Source organism: Streptomyces sp. NPDC007945 (assembly GCF_042958885.1).
Lineage (GTDB): Bacteria > Actinomycetota > Actinomycetes > Streptomycetales > Streptomycetaceae > Streptomyces.
Genome location: NZ_JBIBJV010000011.1, coordinates 20252 through 37372 on the forward strand (window position 1 = coordinate 20252; position 17121 = coordinate 37372).

The following is a 17121-nucleotide window of genomic DNA, read 5'->3' on the forward strand; positions in this document are numbered from 1 at the left end:
GTATGAATCAGCAGTCCCCCCGGCCCGGCCGGATCAGCAAGGCCGTCGTTCCGGCCGCCGGGCTCGGCACCCGTTTCCTGCCGGCGACCAAGGCGACGCCGAAGGAGATGCTTCCGGTCGTCGACAAGCCGGCCATCCAGTATGTCGTCGAGGAGGCCGTCGCCGCCGGGCTCTCCGACGTGCTCATGATCACCGGTCGCAACAAGCGTCCGCTGGAGGACCACTTCGACCGGAACTACGAGCTGGAGGAGGCGCTGATCCGCAAGGGCGACGACGAGCGCCTCTCCAAGGTCCAGGAGTCCAGCGACCTCGCCACCATGCACTACGTGCGCCAGGGCGCCCCCCGGGGCCTCGGCCACGCGGTGCTGTGCGCGGAGCCGCACGTCGGCGACCAGCCCTTCGCCGTCCTCCTCGGCGACGACCTGATCGACCCGCGCGACCCGCTGCTCGCGCGCATGGTCGACGTCCAGGAGCGTCACGGCGGCAGCGTCGTCGCGCTGATGGAGGTCGAGCCCTCTCAGATCCATCTGTACGGTTGCGCGGCGGTCGAGGAGACCGTCGACGGCGACGTGGTGCGCGTGACGGACCTGGTGGAGAAGCCGGACCCGGCCGAGGCGCCCAGCAACTACGCGATCATCGGCCGCTACGTCCTCGACCCGGCGATCTTCGGCACGCTGCGGGAGACGGAGCCCGGCCGAGGTGACGAGATCCAGCTCACCGACGCCCTCCAGAAGCTGGCGGGCGACGAGAAGCTGGGCGGACCGGTGCACGGCGTCGTCTTCAAGGGCCGCCGCTACGACACCGGTGACCGCGGTGACTATCTGCGTGCCATTGTCAGACTCGCGTGCGAACGTGAGGATCTGGGACCGGACTTCCGGGACTGGCTCCGGAGATACGTCAACGAGGAGATGTAGGACCTTGAGCAGCGACACGGCACCGTCCCAGGACGCGCGGGACCACGGCCACGGCCATGACGGCGGCCACGACCACGCGGCGGCCGGCGACCCCTGCGCGGGAGCGGCCCGGGACCTGTGGTCGGTCGACGAGCACCTGGCCGACATCCTGGCGACGGTCCGCCCCCTCGACCCGATCGAGCTCCAGCTGCTCGACGCCCAGGGGTGCGTCCTGGTCGAGGACGTGACGGTGCCGGTCGCCCTGCCGCCGTTCGACAACAGCTCCATGGACGGGTACGCGGTCCGGGTCGCCGACGTCGCGGGCGCGACCGAGGAGTACCCGGCGGTCCTCACCGTCATCGGCGACGTCGCCGCGGGCGCGGACGGCCTGCCGGAGGTCGGTCCCGGGCAGGCCGCCCGGATCATGACCGGCGCCCCGCTGCCGCCCGGCGCCGAGGCCGTCGTGCCCGTCGAGTGGACCGACGGCGGCACGGGGGAGGGCGCGGCGACCGGCATGCGGGCCGCGAGCGGCGCCCCCGAGGGCGCCGCCGGCGAGGTGCGGGTGCACCGCGCGGCGGAGGCCGGCGCCCATGTCCGGCGGGCCGGCAGCGACGTGCGGGCCGGGGAGCTGGCCCTCGCCGCCGGCACGGTCCTCGGGCCGCCGCAGCTCGGCCTGCTCGCCGCGATCGGCCGGGGCACGGTCACCGTCCGCCCCCGCCCGCGCGTGGTGGTCCTCTCCACCGGCAGCGAGCTGGTCCAGCCCGGCGAGGAGCTGGGCCCCGGCCGGATCCACGACTCCAACAGCTTCGCGCTCGCCGCCGCCGCCCGCGACGCCGGCGCGCTCGCCTACCGGGTCGGCGCGGTCGCCGACGAGGCCGAGTCGCTCCGCGCCGCCATCGAGGACCAGCTCATCCGGGCCGACCTGGTCGTCACCACCGGCGGCGTCAGCGTCGGCGCCTACGACGTGGTGAAGGAGGCGCTGACCGCCGACGGCCGGGTCGACTTCCGCAGGCTCGCCATGCAGCCGGGCAAGCCGCAGGGCTTCGGCACCGTCGGCGACGAGCAGATCCCGCTCCTGGCCCTGCCGGGCAACCCGGTCTCCTCGTACGTCTCCTTCGAGCTCTTCGTCCGGCCCGCCATCCGCGCCCTGATGGGCCTGGAGGACCTGCACCGCCCGGTCGTCCGCGCCACCCTGAAGGCGGACGCGCCGCTCGCCTCGCCGTCCGGCCGCCGCCAGTACCTCCGGGGGACGTACGACGCCGAGTCCGGCACCGTCACCCCCGTGGGCGGTGCCGGCTCGCACCTGATCGCCGCCCTCGCCCACGCGGACTGCCTGCTCGTCGTCCCGGAGGACCGTGAGACGGCCGCCCCCGGCGACGAGCTGGACGTGGTCCTCCTCGGCTGAGGGGGGCGGCGCGGGGGTACGGTGTGTCGTCCCACACAGCGACCGGGAGTGTCACGGCGATGAGCACGCAGCAAGGCCTCACCCACATCGACGAGGCGGGCGCCGCCCGCATGGTCGACGTATCGGCGAAGGACGTCACGTCCCGCACGGCGCGGGCCAGCGGGCGGGTGCTCGTCTCGCCGCGCGTGATCGAGCTGCTGCGCGGCGAGGGCGTGCCGAAGGGCGACGCGCTGGCCACCGCCCGGATCGCCGGGATCATGGGCGCCAAGCGGACCCCCGACCTCATCCCGCTCTGCCACCCCCTGGCCGTCTCCGGCGTGACCCTCGACCTCACCGTCGCGGACGACGCCGTGGAGATCCACGCGACGGTGCGGACCACCGACCGCACGGGCGTCGAGATGGAGGCGCTGACGGCCGTGTCGGTGGCCGCGCTGACCGTCGTGGACATGGTGAAGGCCGTGGACAAGGGCGCGGTCATCTCCGACATCAGGGTCGAGGAGAAGACCGGCGGCAAGTCCGGGCACTGGACCCGGGACGACGCATGACGCGCGGCGGCCGGGTGGCGGGCGTCCACGAGGCCCACGGCGGCTCCCCGACCGCCCCGTACGCGGCGCTCGTCGTCACCGCCTCCAACCGCGCCTCCGCCGGGGTCTACGAGGACAAGGGCGGGCCGCTGATCGCCGAGGGCCTGCGCGCCCTGGGCTTCACCGTCGACGGGCCGCAGGTCGTCCCGGACGGGGCGCCCGTCGAGGCCGCCCTCCGCGCCGGCGTGCGGGCCGGGTACGACGTGATCCTCACGACCGGCGGCACCGGCATCTCGCCGACCGACGAGACGCCCGAGGTCACCGCGCGGGTCCTGGAGCGGCACATCCCGGGGATCCCCGAGGCGATCCGGGCGTACGGCCGGGAGAAGGTGCCGACGGCGGCGCTCTCCCGCGGGCTCGCCGGCGTCGCGGGCTCGACCCTGATCGTCAACCTGCCGGGGTCGACCGGCGGGGTGCGGGACGGGCTCGCCGTCCTGGAGCCGCTGCTGCGGCACGCCGTCGACCAGATCCGCGGCGGTGACCACCCGAGACCGGCGGAAGCGGACCCGGCGTCATGATCACGGCCTGGCCGGCCGTCCTCGTCGACGGAGACGTGGTGCTCCGCCCGATAAGGATGCGCGACCAGCGGGAGTGGCGGGAGGTGAACCGCCGCAACCGCGAGTGGCTGCGCCCCTGGGAGGCGACGGTGCCGCCGCCCGCGCCCGGCATGCCTCCCGCGCGGCGTCCCACGTACCGTCAGATGGTGCGCCACCTCCGGTCGGAGGCGAACGCGGGGCGGATGCTGCCCTTCGTCATCGAGTACCGGGGCCGGATGGCCGGGCAGTTGACGGTCGCGGGGATCACCTGGGGCTCGATGTGCTCCGGGCACGTGGGCTACTGGGTGGACAGCGAGATCGCCGGGCGCGGGGTGATGCCGACGGCGGTCGCGCTCGCGACCGACCACTGCTTCCGCATGGTCGGACTGCACCGGATAGAGGTCTGCATCCGGCCGGAGAACGGCCCTTCGCGGCGCGTGGTGGAGAAACTCGGTTTCCGCGAGGAGGGGTTGCGGCCGCGCTACCTCCACATCGACGGCGCCTGGCGGGACCACCTGGTCTTCGCGCTGACGGCGGAGGAGATCCCGGAGGGGCTGCTGGCCCGCTGGCACCGCACGCGGCGCCGGGACGCCCTCTAGCGTTCACACGAACAGTTATTCATATAAGTGTTCGAATTTCGGCGGTATATGAACAGCGATCGATCTGAACAGTCATAAAAAAGTTCAGTGATATCAGCCAGATCGTGCGACACACCGGGCCAATTGGCCGATGCCCCGTCGCGAACCCCTCTACCGTGTGAGACGTGAGCAGCAGCGGCCTCATCTACGCAGTCATCGTCGGGGCCTGGGCCGCCTACCTGGTGCCGATGTGGCTCCGCAGGCAGGACGAGCTGAACGAGGCCCGTCCGACGGAACGCTTCAGCACCGCCATCCGGCTCCTCTCCGGACGGGCGGGCATGGAGCGCCGGTACGCCAAGGAGCTCCGCGAGCGGGACCGTACGGCCCTGGAGGCGGCGACCGACGTGGACCCGGACGCGGCGACCGAGCACCTGAGCTCGGTCGACGTCCGGGCCTTCGCCGCGCCTCCGGCCAGGACCGAGGCGCGCCTCGAACTCCCCGAGCCCGCCCCGCAGCCCGAGGCCGCGCCCGCCCCGGCGGCCCGCGCCGCCGCCGAGCGCGCCCGCCGCGGCAAGGCCCTGGCGCGCCGCCGGCGCACCACCATCGTGCTGTTCTCCGCCTTCACCCTCGGGGCCGTCGTCGCCGCCGTCGGCGGCGTCGCCTTCCTCTGGGCGCCCGGCGTCCCCGCCGTGCTCCTCAGCGCCTACATCGTCCATCTGCGCGGACAGGAGCGCCGCCGCTTCGTGTACGTGATGGACCGGCGCCGCGCCGAGGCCGCTGCCGCCCGGCTCCGCGAGAGCCGCCGGGCCGCCGCGCCCGAGCCCGAGCCGTCGCCGGCGCCGCCGGTCTCCCCGCAGGAGGCCGACCGGCGCGCCCTCGTCGAGCAGACCGACCACGCCGAGTGGGTGGACCAGCAGCGCGAGCGCGGCCCGGCCCGCGGCGACAGCTGGGACCCGGTGCCGGTGCCGCTGCCGACGTACGTCACCGCGCCGGTCGCCCCGCGCGCCTCCAACGGCGTGGACGTCACCGACCCGGAGACCTGGAGCGCCGCCCGCTCCTCCACGGCCGCCGAGCAGCCCCCGGCCGCCTCCCCGCCGCCGCGCCGCCGCCAGTCCCCGCCGCGCCGCGGTCGCGACCACGGCCGCACCCCGCTCTTCGACCAGTACGCCGACCGCCCGGACGACGAGCGCCCCCGCGCCGCCAACGAATGACGGAGGTCTCGTACGGGGCCTCATCTGACCTGCGGCGTAAGCGATTTTTCTTCTCGGCGACCGGGATGCTAATGTTTCACACGTCGCAGGGGCCTGTGGCGCAGTCCGGTAGCGCACCTCGTTCGCATCGAGGGGGTCAGGGGTTCGAATCCCCTCAGGTCCACCAGCGAGAAACGAAGATCCCGTCCGATCGAAAGATCGGGCGGGATCTTCGTCGTTCGGCCCGTGACGCGGTCGTGGAGCGGGAGAGGCGGCGGGCCCGGCCGTCGATCGCCGGGCCCGCCGCGGAGCCGTCCCGAGGTGTCGGGGAAGTGCGGGGGTTCAGACCAGCGGCTTCACGAAGCAGAGGCTGCTCTCGTGGTGGCGGTAGTGGCCGAACTTGGCCGGGCTGGGGGCGTAGCCGCTGGAGGTGTAGAGGGCGATGGCCTCGGGCTGCTCGGTGCCGGTCTCCAGGACCATGCGGGTGCGGCCGGCGGCGCGGGCGTCGTCCTCCAGGAGGGCGAGGATGCGGCGGGCCAGGCCCAGGCCCCGGGCCTCGGGTATGACGTACATGCGCTTCAGCTCGGCGTCGCCGTCCGCGTACCCCTCCTCGTTCTCCTCGTGGCCGCGCCAGGCGCCGCTGGCGACCGGGCGGCCCTCGGGGTCGTACGCGAGGAGGTAGAGGCCCCGGGGCGGGGCGAACATCGAGGCGTCGAGCGGTGTGGCGTCGCCCTCGTCGTCGCCGTAGCGGACGGCGTACTCGGCCAGTACCTCGTCCTGCAGTTTCACGGAATCGGGGTGGTCGTAGGGGATGGGCTCGATGCGCATGGCGTCGATCGTACGTGTATGCGAGGAGCGGGTGTCGGTATTCTCCCGGGATGTTCACTGTCACCAGCGCGAACGTCAACGGTCTCCGCGCCGCCGCCAAGAAGGGCTTCGTCGAGTGGCTGGCGGAGACCTCCGCCGACGCCGTCCTGCTCCAGGAGGTGCGCGCCGAGGAGGCGCAGCTGCCCGAGGAGGTGCGGCGTCCCGAGGGATGGTTCACCTTCCACGCCCCCGCCGCCGCCAAGGGCCGTGCCGGCGTCTCCCTCTATCTGCGGCGCGAGCCCGACGCCGTCCGCGTCGGCTTCGGGTCGTCCGAGTTCGACGGCTCCGGCCGCTACATCGAGGCGGACCTGCCCGGTGTCACCGTCGCCAGCCTCTACCTGCCCTCCGGCGAGGCCGAGACGGAGAAGCAGGACGAGAAGTACCGCTTCATGGGCGAGTTCCTGCCCTACCTCAAGGAGCTGCGGGTCCGCGCCGCCGCCGACGGCCGCGAGGTCGTGGTCTGCGGCGACTGGAACATCGCCCACCGCGAGGCTGACCTCAAGAACTGGCGGGCCAACCGCAAGAGCGCCGGCTTCCTGCCCGAGGAGCGGGCGTGGCTCTCCCGGGTCCTGGAGGAGACCGACGGCGGGTACGTGGACGTGGTGCGGGCCCTCCACCCCGAGCAGGAGGGGCCGTACTCCTGGTGGTCCTACCGGGGCCGCGCCTTCGACAACGACACGGGCTGGCGGATCGACTACCAGATGGCCACGCCGGGCCTGGCGGCGAAGGCCGTGAAGGCGTTCGTGGAACGGGCCGCGACCCACGCGGAGCGGTGGAGCGACCACGCGCCCGTCACGGCGGTGTACGAGCTGTAGGGCCCGGTAGCGGAAAGCCCCGCCCGGCTGTCCTGCTCGCCGTCGCCGGACGGGGCCGCATGGGGGCGCTAGGCGCGGTTCACGCTTTCTGGCGCCACCAGCCATTCACGGCCCCCGCCCTCGGGGCGTAAGAACGCCGTGGGGCGCTTCCGGCGCTCGCTCGGGAGCTGGGCGGGGTCTTCGTAGTCCGGAAGCACGTCCCGCAGCACGCCGACCCGTCCCGCGCGGTCTTCCACACGCTGCCCGATGTCCGCCGAGGTGACCATCAGTGCCCCTCGGGGTGGCGCCGCATGAAGATGTTGCAGTCGCTGACCGTCGACCAATCGCCCACGACGCGAGCACGGCCCCGCACGGCGGCCAGCTCAGCGCAACCCGCGCACCCGTCGGCGGGGTCGGGCTCCCGCTCCAGGTCCAGCGGCAGTTCGATCGGCGAGGTGCTGTAGCGCGTGGGATCACTCATGGCGTGATCGTCCCGTCGGTCATCGGGACGGGGGAACCTCGTACGTTTCCCACTTGGGGACGTCCCGTGGCGTGTAGAACGTCCCTCGGGAAGTCCGGGAGCCGAGGGGACGCACGCATGCAGAACGAGCGACTTCGAGTCGTCATGGAAGCCGGCGGTTGGACGCACGCCGCTCTGGCCGACGTCACGGGCGTCGACCCCAAGTCCGTGGAACGGTGGGTCAACCTCGGGCGCACCCCGCGCCGGGCAACTGCACTGGCGGCAGCGAAAGCGCTCGGGGAAGACGTGCATGCCCTATGGCCGGCACTCCGGCAGGCGCGTGCCGCACGTGCTGTCAGCCCCGAACTCGTCGCCTTGTACGGACAACGGGCGGATCTTCCCGTGTCGGTCTTCGTCGATCTCCTCTCCCAGGCGCGGCAGCGGATCGACGTGCTGGTGTACGCGGCCGTCTTCCTGCACGAGGCGTACCCCCGCCTCAACGACCTCCTGCGCGAGCGGGCCGGTGACGGATGCGCGGTCCGCATCGCGGTGGGAGACGCCGACGACCTCAACGTCCAGCAGCGCGGACGGGAAGAGAAGTTCGGCCACGGCATCGAATCCCGCTGCCGGCTCGCGCTCCTGCACTACCGACCCCTCGCGGACGTACCGGGCATCGAGCTGCGCACTCACGGAACGACCCTTTACAACAGCCTGTACCGCGCCGACGATCAGATGCTGGTCAACGCACACGTGTGGGGCGTCAACGCCTACGGCGCACCCGTGTGGCACCTCCGGCGCCACGGCGACGGGGGCATGTTCGACACCTACGCGGGCAGCTTCGACGCCGTATGGGAAACGGCCCGCCCCGTGGAAGGCTGAGCGCCGTGGCCCGAACCGAGTACTACGACGATCCGAACGCCCCCCGGCCGAACAGCCTGGTCGTGGCAGCCTCCGCCGTCGTCACCGACGGGGACGGCCGCGTACTCCTCCAGCGGCGCCGGGACAACGACTTGTGGGCGCTCCCGGGCGGAGCCATGGACATGGACGACTCCCTGCCCGGTACGGCCGTGCGCGAGGTCAAGGAGGAGACCGGTCTGGACGTCGAGATCACGGGCCTCGTCGGCACGTACACCGACCCCCGCCATGTCATCGCGTACAGCGACGGAGAGGTGCGCCGGCAGTTCAACGTCTGCTTCACCGCCCGGGTTGTCGGCGGCGCCCTGGCCATCTCCGACGAGAGCACGGAGCTCCGCTTCGTGGCGCCCGAAGAGCTCGACTCGCTTCCCATGCACCACACGCAGCGGCTGCGCATCCGGCACTTCCTGGAGCACCGCGCCGCCCCGTATTTGGGCTAGGGCCACGAACCGTCCGACAGGAGGAAGCCTCACCGGAGGGCGCACCGCCACCCCGTTCCGACCTGCCGTTTCAGCCTTCAGGCACTGCCGTCAGGTCCCCGGGGTGTGCAGGCGGCGGTCGAGGGCGAGGGAGAGTTCGGCGTCCACGACCGCCTTGGCCAGGGGGCGGAGGCGCTGCACGTCGGCGTCCTTCACGTGGGGGCCGAGGGCTTCGGTGAAGAGCTCGGCGAGCGCCTCGGCGTGTTCGCGGACGCGCGCGCCGGCCCTCAGGACCTCGGCGAGGGGGACGCCCTCGCGGACCAGGGCCGCGGAGACGTCGAGCAGGCGGCGGCTGATGTGGACGATCTCCTCGCCGTCGGTCGCCAGGTAGCCGAGGTCCAGGGCGGCCGCGAGGTTCTCCGGGGTGACCTCGCCGTCGAAGTGGTCGGCGAGCTCCTCGGGGGTGAGGCGGACCGGTTCCTCCTCGGTGGGGGAGCCGAGTTCGAGGACCTCGCCGACGTCCCGGCCGGATTCGAAGGCCGTGGTGAGGTCGGCGATGCCGGTGAGGGTGTGGCCGCGTTCGAGCAGGGCGGCGATGGTGCGCAGGCGGGCCAGGTGGCGTTCGTCGTACCAGGCGATGCGGCCCTCGCGGCGCGGCGGCGGGATCAGGCCGCGCTCGCGGTAGAAGCGGAGCGTGCGGACGGTGATGCCGGCGGCCTCGGCCAGTTCCGTCATCCGGTACTCGTGGGGCGGTTTCCCTGATCGTTCTGCCACACCGGCCAGCCTATGTTGTACCGCCGGTAACTTTCCCTCGCCGGACCCCTACCGCTCGGTATGGAGCTGCTCTACAGTCCGACTGTGCCAGTGATTGCTGGCGGAATCTTGGCCGGGCGCACGGGAGGCGGCATGGCGAAGCACGAGCACGTTCGGGTGGCGGTGATCGGATCGGGGTTCGGTGGACTCGGGGCCGCCGTCCGGCTGCGCCGCGAGGGGATCACCGACTTCGTCGTCCTGGAGCGGGCCGACTCCGTGGGCGGCACCTGGCGCGACAACAGCTACCCCGGGTGCGCCTGCGACGTGCCCTCCCACCTCTACTCGTTCTCCTTCGCGCCCAACCCCGACTGGCCCAGGACCTTCTCCGGCCAGCGGCACATCCGGGCCTACCTGGAGCACGTCACCGACACCTTCGGGCTCCGGCCGCACCTGCGCCTGAACCACGAGGTCATGAAGATGGCCTGGAACGAGGACGAACTCCGCTGGGACATCGAGACCGGCCGCGGCAGCTTCTCCGCCGACGTCGTCGTCTCCGCCACCGGCCCGCTCTCCGACCCGAAGATCCCGGACATCCCGGGGCTCGACGGCTTCACCGGCAAGGTCTTCCACTCGGCCCGCTGGGACCACGACTACGACCTCCGGGGCAAGCGGGTCGCCATGGTCGGCACCGGCGCCTCCGCCATCCAGATCGTGCCCTCGATCCAGCCCGAGGTCGCCCGGCTCACCCTCTTCCAGCGCACGCCCCCGTGGGTCATGCCCCGCGTGGACCGCGCCATCAGCGGCCCCGAGCGCTGGCTGCACCGCAAGCTGCCCGCCACCGCCGCCCTGCGCCGCGGCATCCTGTGGGGCATCCGCGAACTCCAGGTCGGCGCCTTCACCAAGCACCCCGGCGAGCTGGGCCTGGTCGAGAAGCTCGCCAAGGCGAACATCGCCCGGGCGGTCAAGGACCCGGCGCTGCGGGCCAAGCTCACGCCCTCGTACCGCATCGGCTGCAAGCGGATCCTGCTCTCCAACGCCTACTACCCGGCCCTCGCCCGGCCCAACGTCGACGTCGTCGCCGGCGGCCTGAAGGAGGTCCGCGGCAATGTCGTCGTCGGCTCCGACGGCACCGAGACCGAGGTCGACGCGATCATCTTCGGCACCGGCTTCCACGTCACCGACATGCCGATCGCCCCGCGCGTCATCGGCGCCGACGGCCGCTCGCTCGCCGAGGTCTGGAAGGGCGGCATGGAGGCGCTGCGCGGCGCCACCGCCGCCGGCTTCCCCAACTGGATGACGATCATCGGGCCCAACACCGGCCTCGGGAACTCCTCCATGATCCTCATGATCGAGTCCCAGCTGAACTACATGGCCGACTACCTCCGCCAGCTGGACGTGCTCGGCGGCCGGGCCGCCCTCGCCGTCCGCCCCTCCGCCGTCAACGCCTGGAACCGCAAGGTCCAGAACCGCATGGAGCGGACGGTCTGGAAGGCCGGCGGCTGCGACAGCTGGTACCTCGACGCCAACGGCCGCAACACCACCCTCTGGCCGGGCACCACCGGCGAGTTCCGCCGCGAGACCCGGCAGGTCGACCTCTCCGAGTACGAGGTCCTCCGTGCCCCGAAGCCCCTGAAGGCCGTCGGATCGCCGAAGGCCGCCGATGCCGCCGCCCGCGCCGCCCGGAAGGAGGAGGCCGCCTCGTGAACGCCCGTACGCTGACCGTCCGTTCCGCCGACGGCGCCGAGCTGCACGCCGAGGTGCACGGCCCCGAGGGCGCGCCCGCCGTCGTCCTCGCCCACGGCTGGACCTGCTCCACCCTCTTCTGGGCCGAGCAGATCCGGGACCTCGCCGTCGACCACCGGGTCGTCGCCTACGACCAGCGCGGCCACGGCCGTTCGCCGGTCCCCGGCGACGGCGGGTACTCGACCACCGCGCTCGCCGACGACCTGGAGGCGGTGCTCGCCGCCACCCTCGGGCCCGGTGAGCGGGCCGTGCTCGCCGGCCACTCCATGGGCGGCATGACGATCATGGCCGCGGCCGGCCGGCCCGGCTTCGTCCAGCACGCCGCCGCCGTCCTGCTCTGCTCCACGGGACCGTCCCGGCTCACCGCGGAGGCCACCGTCGTGCCGTTCGGGCCCGGCGCCCTGCGGACCCGGCTCACCGGCGCCGTCCTCGGCTCCAAGGCGCCGCTCGGGCCCGTCAACGGCCTCTCGAAGCGGATCCTCAAGTACGCCACCATGGGCCCCGGTTCGGCACCCGCGCGGGTCGACGCCTGCGCCCGGATCGTGCACGCCTGCCCGCGCCCGGCCCGCCACGGCTGGTCGCAGGTGCTCGCCCACCTCGACCTGGAGACGGCCCTGCGCGACCTGCGGGTCCCGACCGCCGTCCTCGTCGGCACCGCCGACCGGCTCACCCCGCCCGCGCACTCCCGGGCCATGGCCGAGGCGCTCCCGCACTGCACCGGACTCACCGAACTGGCCGGCATGGGCCACATGACGCCGGTCGAGGCCCCGGAGGCCGTCACCGCGCAGATCCGCGAACTGACGCTCACCTATCTCGGAGCGCGTCCGACCAGCAAGGAGGCAGGGGTATGAGCAGGGTCAGCCTGGAAGGGCAGGTCGCGGTCGTCACCGGCGGCGCGCGCGGTGTGGGCGAGCTGCTCGCCCGCAAGCTCTCCGCTCGCGGTGCGAGGATCGCCCTCGTCGGTCTGGAGCCCGAGCTCCTCAAGGAGGTCGCCGGGCGGCTGCACACCGAGGCCGACTGGTGGGAGGCGGACGTCACCGACCACGAGGCGATGGCCCGGGTCGCCGCCGAGGTGAAGGAGCGCTTCGGGAAGGTCGACATCGTCGTCGCCAACGCCGGCGTCGCGGCCGGCGGCCCGTTCGTCGACTCCGACCCGGTCGCCTGGCGGCGGGTCATCGAGGTCAACCTCATCGGCGGGGCGGTCACCGGCCGCGCCTTCCTGCCGGTCCTCATGGAGTCCCGGGGGTACTTCCTCCAGATCGCCTCGCTCGCCGCCATCACCCCGGCCCCGATGATGACCGCCTATTGCGCCTCCAAGTCGGGCGTCGAGGCCTTCGCGCACAGCCTGCGCGCCGAGGTCGCCTACAAGGGCGTCAAGGTGGGCGTCGGCTACCTCTCCTGGACCGACACCGACATGGTGCGCGGCGCCGACCAGGACGACGTGATGAAGGAGCTGCGGCAGCGGCTGCCGTGGCCGTCGAACCGCACGTACCCGCTCGGCCCGGCCGTCGACCGGATCGTCGAGGGCATCGAGCGCCGTTCGGCGCACGTGTACGCGCAGTGGTGGCTGCGCGGGATGCAGTCCGTCCGCGGCTACCTGCCCGGCCTCATCGCCACCGTCGGCAAGCGGGAGGTGGCCCGCTTCGGACCCCGCCTCGGCACGGTCTCCAAGGGCCTGGTCGGCGCCGGTGGCGCGGCCGACGAGCAGGCCCGCGGCGGGAAGGTTTGAGGCCCTTGCCTACGGACCGTAACTGATCGAAATGCGTGGGATGTCCGCTCATGCGAGGCTGGTCGAGGCCCCGGGGCACACCGCCCCGACCCCCTCACACCCCTACTAGGAGTGAACCTACATGGGCATCAAGGACCAGTTCCAGGACAAGGCGCAGGAGCTCCAGGACCGCGCGAAGAAGGCCATGGGCAACCCCAAGGACGAGGCCTCCGAGCGCGCCCGGCAGGAGCGCGAGGGCACGCCGGACGCCAAGGAGCGCGCCCAGCGGGAGCTGCGCGAGCGCACCGGCCGCGACGAGGCCTGACGCCCGTCCTGTGACGGAAGGCGCACCCGGGACGCCGGGTGCGCCTTCCGCGCGTGCGTCCGGGACCGGTCGACAGGTGGCCGGAACTGCTCAACTCACGGGCGTTCGCGCGTGGATCTTCGTACGCTCCCCTCATGTCCGTCGTACTCGAACGTCTCCGTTCCGACCACGCGCCCGCCCTGCTCGCCTTCGAGCAGGAGAACCGGGCCTACTTCGCCGCCACCGTGCCCGACCGGGGGGACGCGTACTTCGCCGACTTCGCCGCCCGCCACCAGGCCCTCCTCGACGAGCAGGAGGAGGGGACCATCCGCTTCCACGTCCTGGTGGAGGAGGGCGGCCGGATCGTCGGCCGGGTCAACCTCATCGACGTCGCCGACGGCGCCGCCGAACTCGGCTACCGGATCGCGGAGTCGGCCACCGGCCGGGGCCTCGCCACCCGGGGCGTGCGCGAGGTGTGCCGGCTCGCCGTGGAGGAGTACGGGCTGCGCCGGCTGTACGCGAGGGCGTCGCCGGAGCACGCCGCGTCCCGGGCGGTGCTCGCCCGGGTCGGTTTCGGCGCGGTCGGCAGGGAGACGCTGAAGACCGGGGAGTCCGCGATCGCCTACGAGCTGGACCTCGGCGGCAGCTTCGGGCGGGAGCGGTCCGGCACGGACTCGTAGCCGGGCGGGCTCGCGGCGGGCTCCTCCTCCAGCAGGGCGAGGGCCCGGAGGACGGCGTCGTCGAGCTGGGCGTGCCGGCCCTCGGCCCAGTCGAGCGGGGTGCGCAGGACGGCCAGGTCGGGTTCGACGCCGTGGTTCTCCACGGACCAGCCCCATGAGGTGAACCAGGCCGCGTTCATGGGGACGGTGATCCAGGTGCCGTCGCCGAGCTTGTGGCGGCCGGTCATGCCGACGACCCCGCCCCAGGTGCGCTGGCCGACGACGGGGCCGAGGCCGAGGAGCTTGAAGGCGGCGGTGATCATGTCGCCGTCGGAGGAGGTGGCCTCGTCGGCGAGGGCCACGACGGGGCCGCGCGGGGCGTTGGAGGCGTAGCTGACGGGCTGGGCGTTGCGGGTGAGGTCCCAGCCGATGATCTTCCGGGTGAGGGTCTCGACGACGAGCTCGCTGATGTGGCCGCCGGCGTTGCCCCGGACGTCGACGATGAGGGCGGGCCGGGAGACCTCCATCCGCAGGTCGCGGTTGAACTGGGCCCAGCCGGAGCCGCCCATGTCGGGGATGTGGAGGTAGCCGCAGCGGCCGCCGCTCAGCTCGCGGACGACGGCCCGGCGCTTGGCGACCCAGTCCTGGTAGCGCAGCGGGCGTTCGTCGACCAGCGGGACGACGGCGACGCGGCGGGAGCGGCCCTCGCCGCCGGCGGGGGTGAAGGTGAGCTCGACGGTGGTGCCGCCGGTGCCGGCGAGCAGCGGGTAGGGGCCGCGGACGGGGTCCACGGGCCGGCCGTCGACGTGGGTGAGGGCGGCGCCCTCGCGGATGCCGGTGCCGGCGAGCGGGGAGCGGGCCTTGGAGTCGGAGGACTCGCCGGGCAGGATCCGCTTGACGACCCAGTCGCCGTCGCGGCAGACGAAGTTGGCGCCCAGGAGGCCCTGGGGGCGGTGGTAGTGCGGCGGTCCCTCGTTGCGGCGGGCCGGGGTGACGTAGGCGTGGGAGGTGCCGAGTTCGCCCATGACCTCGCGCAGCAGATCGGCGAACTCGTCGGGGGAGGCGACCCGATCGAGCAGCGGCCGGTACTGGTCGAGGACGGCCGGCCAGTCGACGCCGCCCATGCCGGGCTCCCAGAAGTAGGCGCGGACGATCCGCCCTGCCTCGTCGTAGGCCTGGCGCCACTCGGCGCCGGGGTCGACCTGGTGGAGGATGCGGCGCAGGTCCAGGTAGACGGTGGAGTCGCCGTCGCCGGGCTCGGTGGCGGGGACGGCCCGCAGCTCGCCCTCGTCGAAGACGACGAGCCGGCTGCCGTCGCCGCTGACGGCGAACCAGTCGAGGTCGCGGGCGAGTTCGGTGCGGCGCGCCTTGGTGACGGAGAAGTGCTCCAGGGTGGGGCGCCCGGAGGTGTCGGCGGGGTTGGCGAAGGTCTCGCCGAGGGCGCCGGAGATGGGCCAGCGCAGCCAGACGAGGCCGCCGCCGGTGACGGGGGCGAGGGCCGAGTACTTGGAGGCGGCGACGGGGAAGGGGGTCACCCGGTCGGCCAGCCCCTCGGTCTCCACGGTGACGGTGCCGTCGCCGCTGTCGGCGCCGTCGTCGGCCGGGTCGAGCCCGCCGGCCGCCGGGCGGCCGTCGGGCAGCAGCGCGAAGGGGGACGGGGTCGCGGAGGAGAGCGGCACGAGGTAGGGGCGGCAGCCGAGCGGGAAGGACAGGTCGCCGGTGTGGACGTCGTACACCGGGTCGAAGCCGCGCCAGGAGAGGAAGGCGAGGTAGCGGCCGTCGCTGGTGAAGACCGGGTTCTCGTCCTCGAAGCGGCCGTTGGTGACGTCGATGACCGTGCGGGGGCCGGGGCCCGAGATGCGGACCAGCTTGATGGAGCGCAGGGAGCGGCCGATGCCGGGGTGGGACCAGGTGAGCCAGGCGCCGTCGGGGGAGAAGGCGAGGTCGCGGACGGGGCCGTTGACGGAGCGGATGAGCTCGGTGACCTCGCCGTTGGAGTCCTCCGTGGCGTCGATGAGGAGGAGGCGGCCGTCGTTGGAGGCGATGGCGAGCCGCTCGCCGTCGGGGTCGGCGACGAGTTCCTCGACGCGGCCGAGTTCCCCGGCGGCGAGCCGGCGGGGCGGCCGGTCGCCGCTGGCCCGGGGGAGGTAGGCGATCTCGACGGCGTCCTCGCCCTCGGCGTCGGTGACGTAGGCGATCTGGCCGCCGCTGCCGAGCATCTCGGGGAGCCGGACGCGGACGCCGGGGGTGTCGGTGATGGCCCGCGCGGGCCCGTCCCGGTGCGTGAGCCAGTACAGGCTGCCGCGCACCCCGACCGCGCTGGCCCGGCCGGTCTCGTCGACGGAGAGCGCGTCGACGTGCTGGGCCGCGGGGACCTGGTAGGGGCGGCGGCCGGCCCGCTGCCCGCCGAGCCGCACCTCCAGGCGGCGCGGTTCGGCGCCGGCGCTCAGGTCGTCGGCGATCCACAGCTGTCCGGCGCACTGGTAGACGATCCGGTGGCCGTCGGAGGAGGCGTGCCGGGCGTAGAAGTCGGCGTGGTCGGTGTGGCGGCGCAGGTCGGTGCCGTCGGGGCGGCAGGAGTACAGGTTGCCGATGCCCTCGTGGTCGGAGAGGAAGGCGATCCGGTATCCGGTCTCGCCGGGCGGGGCGGCGACGAACATCGGGTCGGCGAGGTGGCCGCGGAGGTCCGGCAGGAGGCGTTCGCCGTGGAGCCAGAGGCGCCCGGTGGCGCCGCCCCGGTACCGCTTCCAGGCGGCCGGCTCGTGCGGCGGGGTGCCGGTGAGCAGGAGGGTGCGGCGCTCGCCGTCGACGTCCCGGACGGCGATGTCCGAGACCGGGCCCCAGGGCATCCTGCCGCCGGGCGAGCCGTCGGTGGCGACGGTGTAGGCCCAGGAGAAGTACGAGAAGGGCTGGCCGTGCGAGGAGACGGCGAGGATGTCGGAGCGGCCGTCCTTGTCCGGCGGCGACCAGCCGCAGACCCGGGTGTCGGAGGAGCCCCAGTGGGTCAGCTGGCGGGCGTGGCCGCCGTCGACCGGCACGAGGTGGATCTCGGGATCGAGACTGCGCCAGTTCGTGTAGGCGATGTGGCGGCCGTCGGGCGAGAAGCGGGGGTGCCCGGCCCGGGTGCGGTCGACCGTGAGCCGCCAGGCGCGGCCGGGGCTCTGTCCGTCGGGGACGAGCGGGGCGACCCAGAGGTCGTCCTCGGCCGTGAAGCACAGCAGGTCGTCGTGGAGGTGCGGGAAGCGGAGGTAGGCCACGTCGTCACTCACCCGTTCATGCTTTCCGCGCGGAGGGGGCGCGGCAACTCGTACGG

At 73.3% G+C, this 17121-nt stretch carries 18 protein-coding genes and 1 tRNA gene; 15 read left to right on the plus strand and 4 right to left on the minus strand.

Annotated features, from left to right (window positions below):
- The first annotated feature begins 2 nt into the window (after positions 1–2).
- The 7 genes from galU (at position 3) to ACFZCF_RS27950 (ending at position 5373) form a co-directional block, all read left to right on the plus strand.
- Positions 3–914 carry a UTP--glucose-1-phosphate uridylyltransferase GalU gene (gene galU, locus ACFZCF_RS27920; protein ID WP_388449250.1) on the plus strand — a complete coding sequence of 304 codons (912 nt, stop codon included), beginning with the start codon at positions 3–5 and terminating at the stop codon, positions 912–914.
- Positions 915–918: 4 nt separating this feature from the next.
- A complete protein-coding gene (gene glp / locus ACFZCF_RS27925; RefSeq protein WP_391289640.1) occupies positions 919–2298 on the plus strand; it encodes a gephyrin-like molybdotransferase Glp in 1380 nt (459 codons plus the stop codon).
- Between the two features lie 59 nt (positions 2299–2357).
- Positions 2358–2843, plus strand: a complete 486-nt coding sequence (gene moaC, locus ACFZCF_RS27930; RefSeq protein ID WP_388449248.1) for a cyclic pyranopterin monophosphate synthase MoaC — start codon at positions 2358–2360, stop codon at positions 2841–2843.
- Positions 2840–3400 (plus strand): molybdenum cofactor biosynthesis protein B, encoded by a 561-nt coding sequence (locus tag ACFZCF_RS27935; protein ID WP_388449247.1) that lies wholly within the window; start codon positions 2840–2842, stop codon positions 3398–3400. Before moaC ends, ACFZCF_RS27935 begins: the two co-directional genes overlap by 4 nt.
- Positions 3397–4017 (plus strand): GNAT family N-acetyltransferase, encoded by a 621-nt coding sequence (locus tag ACFZCF_RS27940; protein WP_391289642.1) that lies wholly within the window; start codon positions 3397–3399, stop codon positions 4015–4017. Before ACFZCF_RS27935 ends, ACFZCF_RS27940 begins: the two co-directional genes overlap by 4 nt.
- A 164-nt stretch (positions 4018–4181) precedes the next feature.
- The gene (gene glpR, locus ACFZCF_RS27945) at positions 4182–5207 is read left to right on the plus strand and encodes a gephyrin-like molybdotransferase receptor GlpR (RefSeq protein WP_391289644.1); all 1026 of its coding nucleotides are present in this window, start codon (positions 4182–4184) and stop codon (positions 5205–5207) included.
- An 89-nt stretch (positions 5208–5296) separates the two neighbouring features.
- Positions 5297–5373 (plus strand) — tRNA-Ala (locus ACFZCF_RS27950).
- A gap of 155 nt (positions 5374–5528) precedes the next feature.
- Here the strand turns inward: ACFZCF_RS27950 and ACFZCF_RS27955 are convergent.
- Positions 5529–6014, minus strand: coding sequence for a GNAT family N-acetyltransferase (locus tag ACFZCF_RS27955; protein WP_388449244.1), 486 nt, complete (start codon positions 6012–6014; stop codon positions 5529–5531).
- 50 nt (positions 6015–6064) lie between these two features.
- On the opposite strand from ACFZCF_RS27955, the gene ACFZCF_RS27960 reads away from it, so the two are divergent.
- Positions 6065–6868, plus strand: a complete 804-nt coding sequence (locus ACFZCF_RS27960) for an exodeoxyribonuclease III (protein ID WP_391289647.1) — start codon at positions 6065–6067, stop codon at positions 6866–6868.
- A gap of 265 nt (positions 6869–7133) precedes the next feature.
- Here the strand turns inward: ACFZCF_RS27960 and ACFZCF_RS27965 are convergent, their stop codons facing one another.
- On the minus strand, positions 7134–7328 hold the full coding sequence (locus ACFZCF_RS27965) for a hypothetical protein (protein WP_391289649.1): 195 nt from the start codon (positions 7326–7328) through the stop codon (positions 7134–7136).
- A gap of 117 nt (positions 7329–7445) precedes the next feature.
- Between ACFZCF_RS27965 and ACFZCF_RS27970 the strand changes: the two genes are divergently transcribed.
- Positions 7446–8186 (plus strand): helix-turn-helix domain-containing protein, encoded by a 741-nt coding sequence (locus ACFZCF_RS27970; protein ID WP_391289651.1) that lies wholly within the window; start codon positions 7446–7448, stop codon positions 8184–8186.
- Between the two features lie 5 nt (positions 8187–8191).
- Entirely contained in the window at positions 8192–8662 is a 471-nt protein-coding gene (locus tag ACFZCF_RS27975) for an NUDIX domain-containing protein (protein WP_391289653.1), read from the plus strand.
- Positions 8663–8752: 90 nt separating this feature from the next.
- On the opposite strand, the gene ACFZCF_RS27980 is transcribed toward ACFZCF_RS27975, so the two are convergent.
- Entirely contained in the window at positions 8753–9376 is a 624-nt protein-coding gene (locus ACFZCF_RS27980; protein ID WP_391289786.1) for a MerR family transcriptional regulator, read from the minus strand.
- A gap of 171 nt (positions 9377–9547) precedes the next feature.
- On the opposite strand from ACFZCF_RS27980, the gene ACFZCF_RS27985 reads away from it, so the two are divergent.
- From ACFZCF_RS27985 to ACFZCF_RS28005, 5 genes are all read left to right on the plus strand, one after another.
- Positions 9548–11098 carry an NAD(P)-binding domain-containing protein gene (locus ACFZCF_RS27985; protein ID WP_391289655.1) on the plus strand — a complete coding sequence of 517 codons (1551 nt, stop codon included), beginning with the start codon at positions 9548–9550 and terminating at the stop codon, positions 11096–11098.
- A complete protein-coding gene (locus ACFZCF_RS27990; protein ID WP_391289657.1) occupies positions 11095–11988 on the plus strand; it encodes an alpha/beta fold hydrolase in 894 nt (297 codons plus the stop codon). Before ACFZCF_RS27985 ends, ACFZCF_RS27990 begins: the two co-directional genes overlap by 4 nt.
- Positions 11985–12866: an SDR family oxidoreductase gene (locus ACFZCF_RS27995; protein ID WP_388449240.1), complete on the plus strand. Its 882-nt coding sequence runs from the start codon at positions 11985–11987 to the stop codon at positions 12864–12866. Before ACFZCF_RS27990 ends, ACFZCF_RS27995 begins: the two co-directional genes overlap by 4 nt.
- Positions 12867–12987: 121 nt before the next feature.
- Positions 12988–13170: a hypothetical protein gene (locus ACFZCF_RS28000; protein WP_388449239.1), complete on the plus strand. Its 183-nt coding sequence runs from the start codon at positions 12988–12990 to the stop codon at positions 13168–13170.
- A 134-nt stretch (positions 13171–13304) separates the two neighbouring features.
- Positions 13305–13829, plus strand: coding sequence for a GNAT family N-acetyltransferase (locus tag ACFZCF_RS28005; RefSeq protein WP_391289659.1), 525 nt, complete (start codon positions 13305–13307; stop codon positions 13827–13829).
- Here ACFZCF_RS28005 and ACFZCF_RS28010 read toward each other — a convergent pair.
- Complete coding sequence (locus tag ACFZCF_RS28010; RefSeq protein ID WP_388449237.1) at positions 13772–17077, minus strand: S41 family peptidase; 3306 nt, start codon at positions 17075–17077, stop codon at positions 13772–13774. The two genes, ACFZCF_RS28005 and ACFZCF_RS28010, sit on opposite strands and share 58 nt — an antisense overlap.
- Between the last annotated feature and the right edge of the window lie 44 nt (positions 17078–17121).

What these genes read in the sequence shown, in the direction of transcription:
- ACFZCF_RS28005 (WP_391289659.1), top strand. Translation starts at nt 13,305, where the DNA reads ATGTCCGTCGTACTCGAACGTCTCCGTTCCGACCACGCGCCCGCCCTG.
- ACFZCF_RS27970 (WP_391289651.1), top strand. Translation starts at nt 7,446, where the DNA reads ATGCAGAACGAGCGACTTCGAGTCGTCATGGAAGCCGGCGGTTGGACG.
- ACFZCF_RS27980 (WP_391289786.1), bottom strand. Translation starts at nt 9,376, where the DNA reads ATGACGGAACTGGCCGAGGCCGCCGGCATCACCGTCCGCACGCTCCGC.
- ACFZCF_RS27940 (WP_391289642.1), top strand. Translation starts at nt 3,397, where the DNA reads ATGATCACGGCCTGGCCGGCCGTCCTCGTCGACGGAGACGTGGTGCTC.
- ACFZCF_RS27995 (WP_388449240.1), top strand. Translation starts at nt 11,985, where the DNA reads ATGAGCAGGGTCAGCCTGGAAGGGCAGGTCGCGGTCGTCACCGGCGGC.
- ACFZCF_RS27985 (WP_391289655.1), top strand. Translation starts at nt 9,548, where the DNA reads ATGGCGAAGCACGAGCACGTTCGGGTGGCGGTGATCGGATCGGGGTTC.
- ACFZCF_RS27955 (WP_388449244.1), bottom strand. Translation starts at nt 6,014, where the DNA reads ATGCGCATCGAGCCCATCCCCTACGACCACCCCGATTCCGTGAAACTG.
- ACFZCF_RS27960 (WP_391289647.1), top strand. Translation starts at nt 6,065, where the DNA reads ATGTTCACTGTCACCAGCGCGAACGTCAACGGTCTCCGCGCCGCCGCC.
- ACFZCF_RS28000 (WP_388449239.1), top strand. Translation starts at nt 12,988, where the DNA reads ATGGGCATCAAGGACCAGTTCCAGGACAAGGCGCAGGAGCTCCAGGAC.
- galU (WP_388449250.1), top strand. Translation starts at nt 3, where the DNA reads ATGAATCAGCAGTCCCCCCGGCCCGGCCGGATCAGCAAGGCCGTCGTT.
- ACFZCF_RS27935 (WP_388449247.1), top strand. Translation starts at nt 2,840, where the DNA reads ATGACGCGCGGCGGCCGGGTGGCGGGCGTCCACGAGGCCCACGGCGGC.
- moaC (WP_388449248.1), top strand. Translation starts at nt 2,358, where the DNA reads ATGAGCACGCAGCAAGGCCTCACCCACATCGACGAGGCGGGCGCCGCC.
- ACFZCF_RS27965 (WP_391289649.1), bottom strand. Translation starts at nt 7,328, where the DNA reads ATGAGTGATCCCACGCGCTACAGCACCTCGCCGATCGAACTGCCGCTG.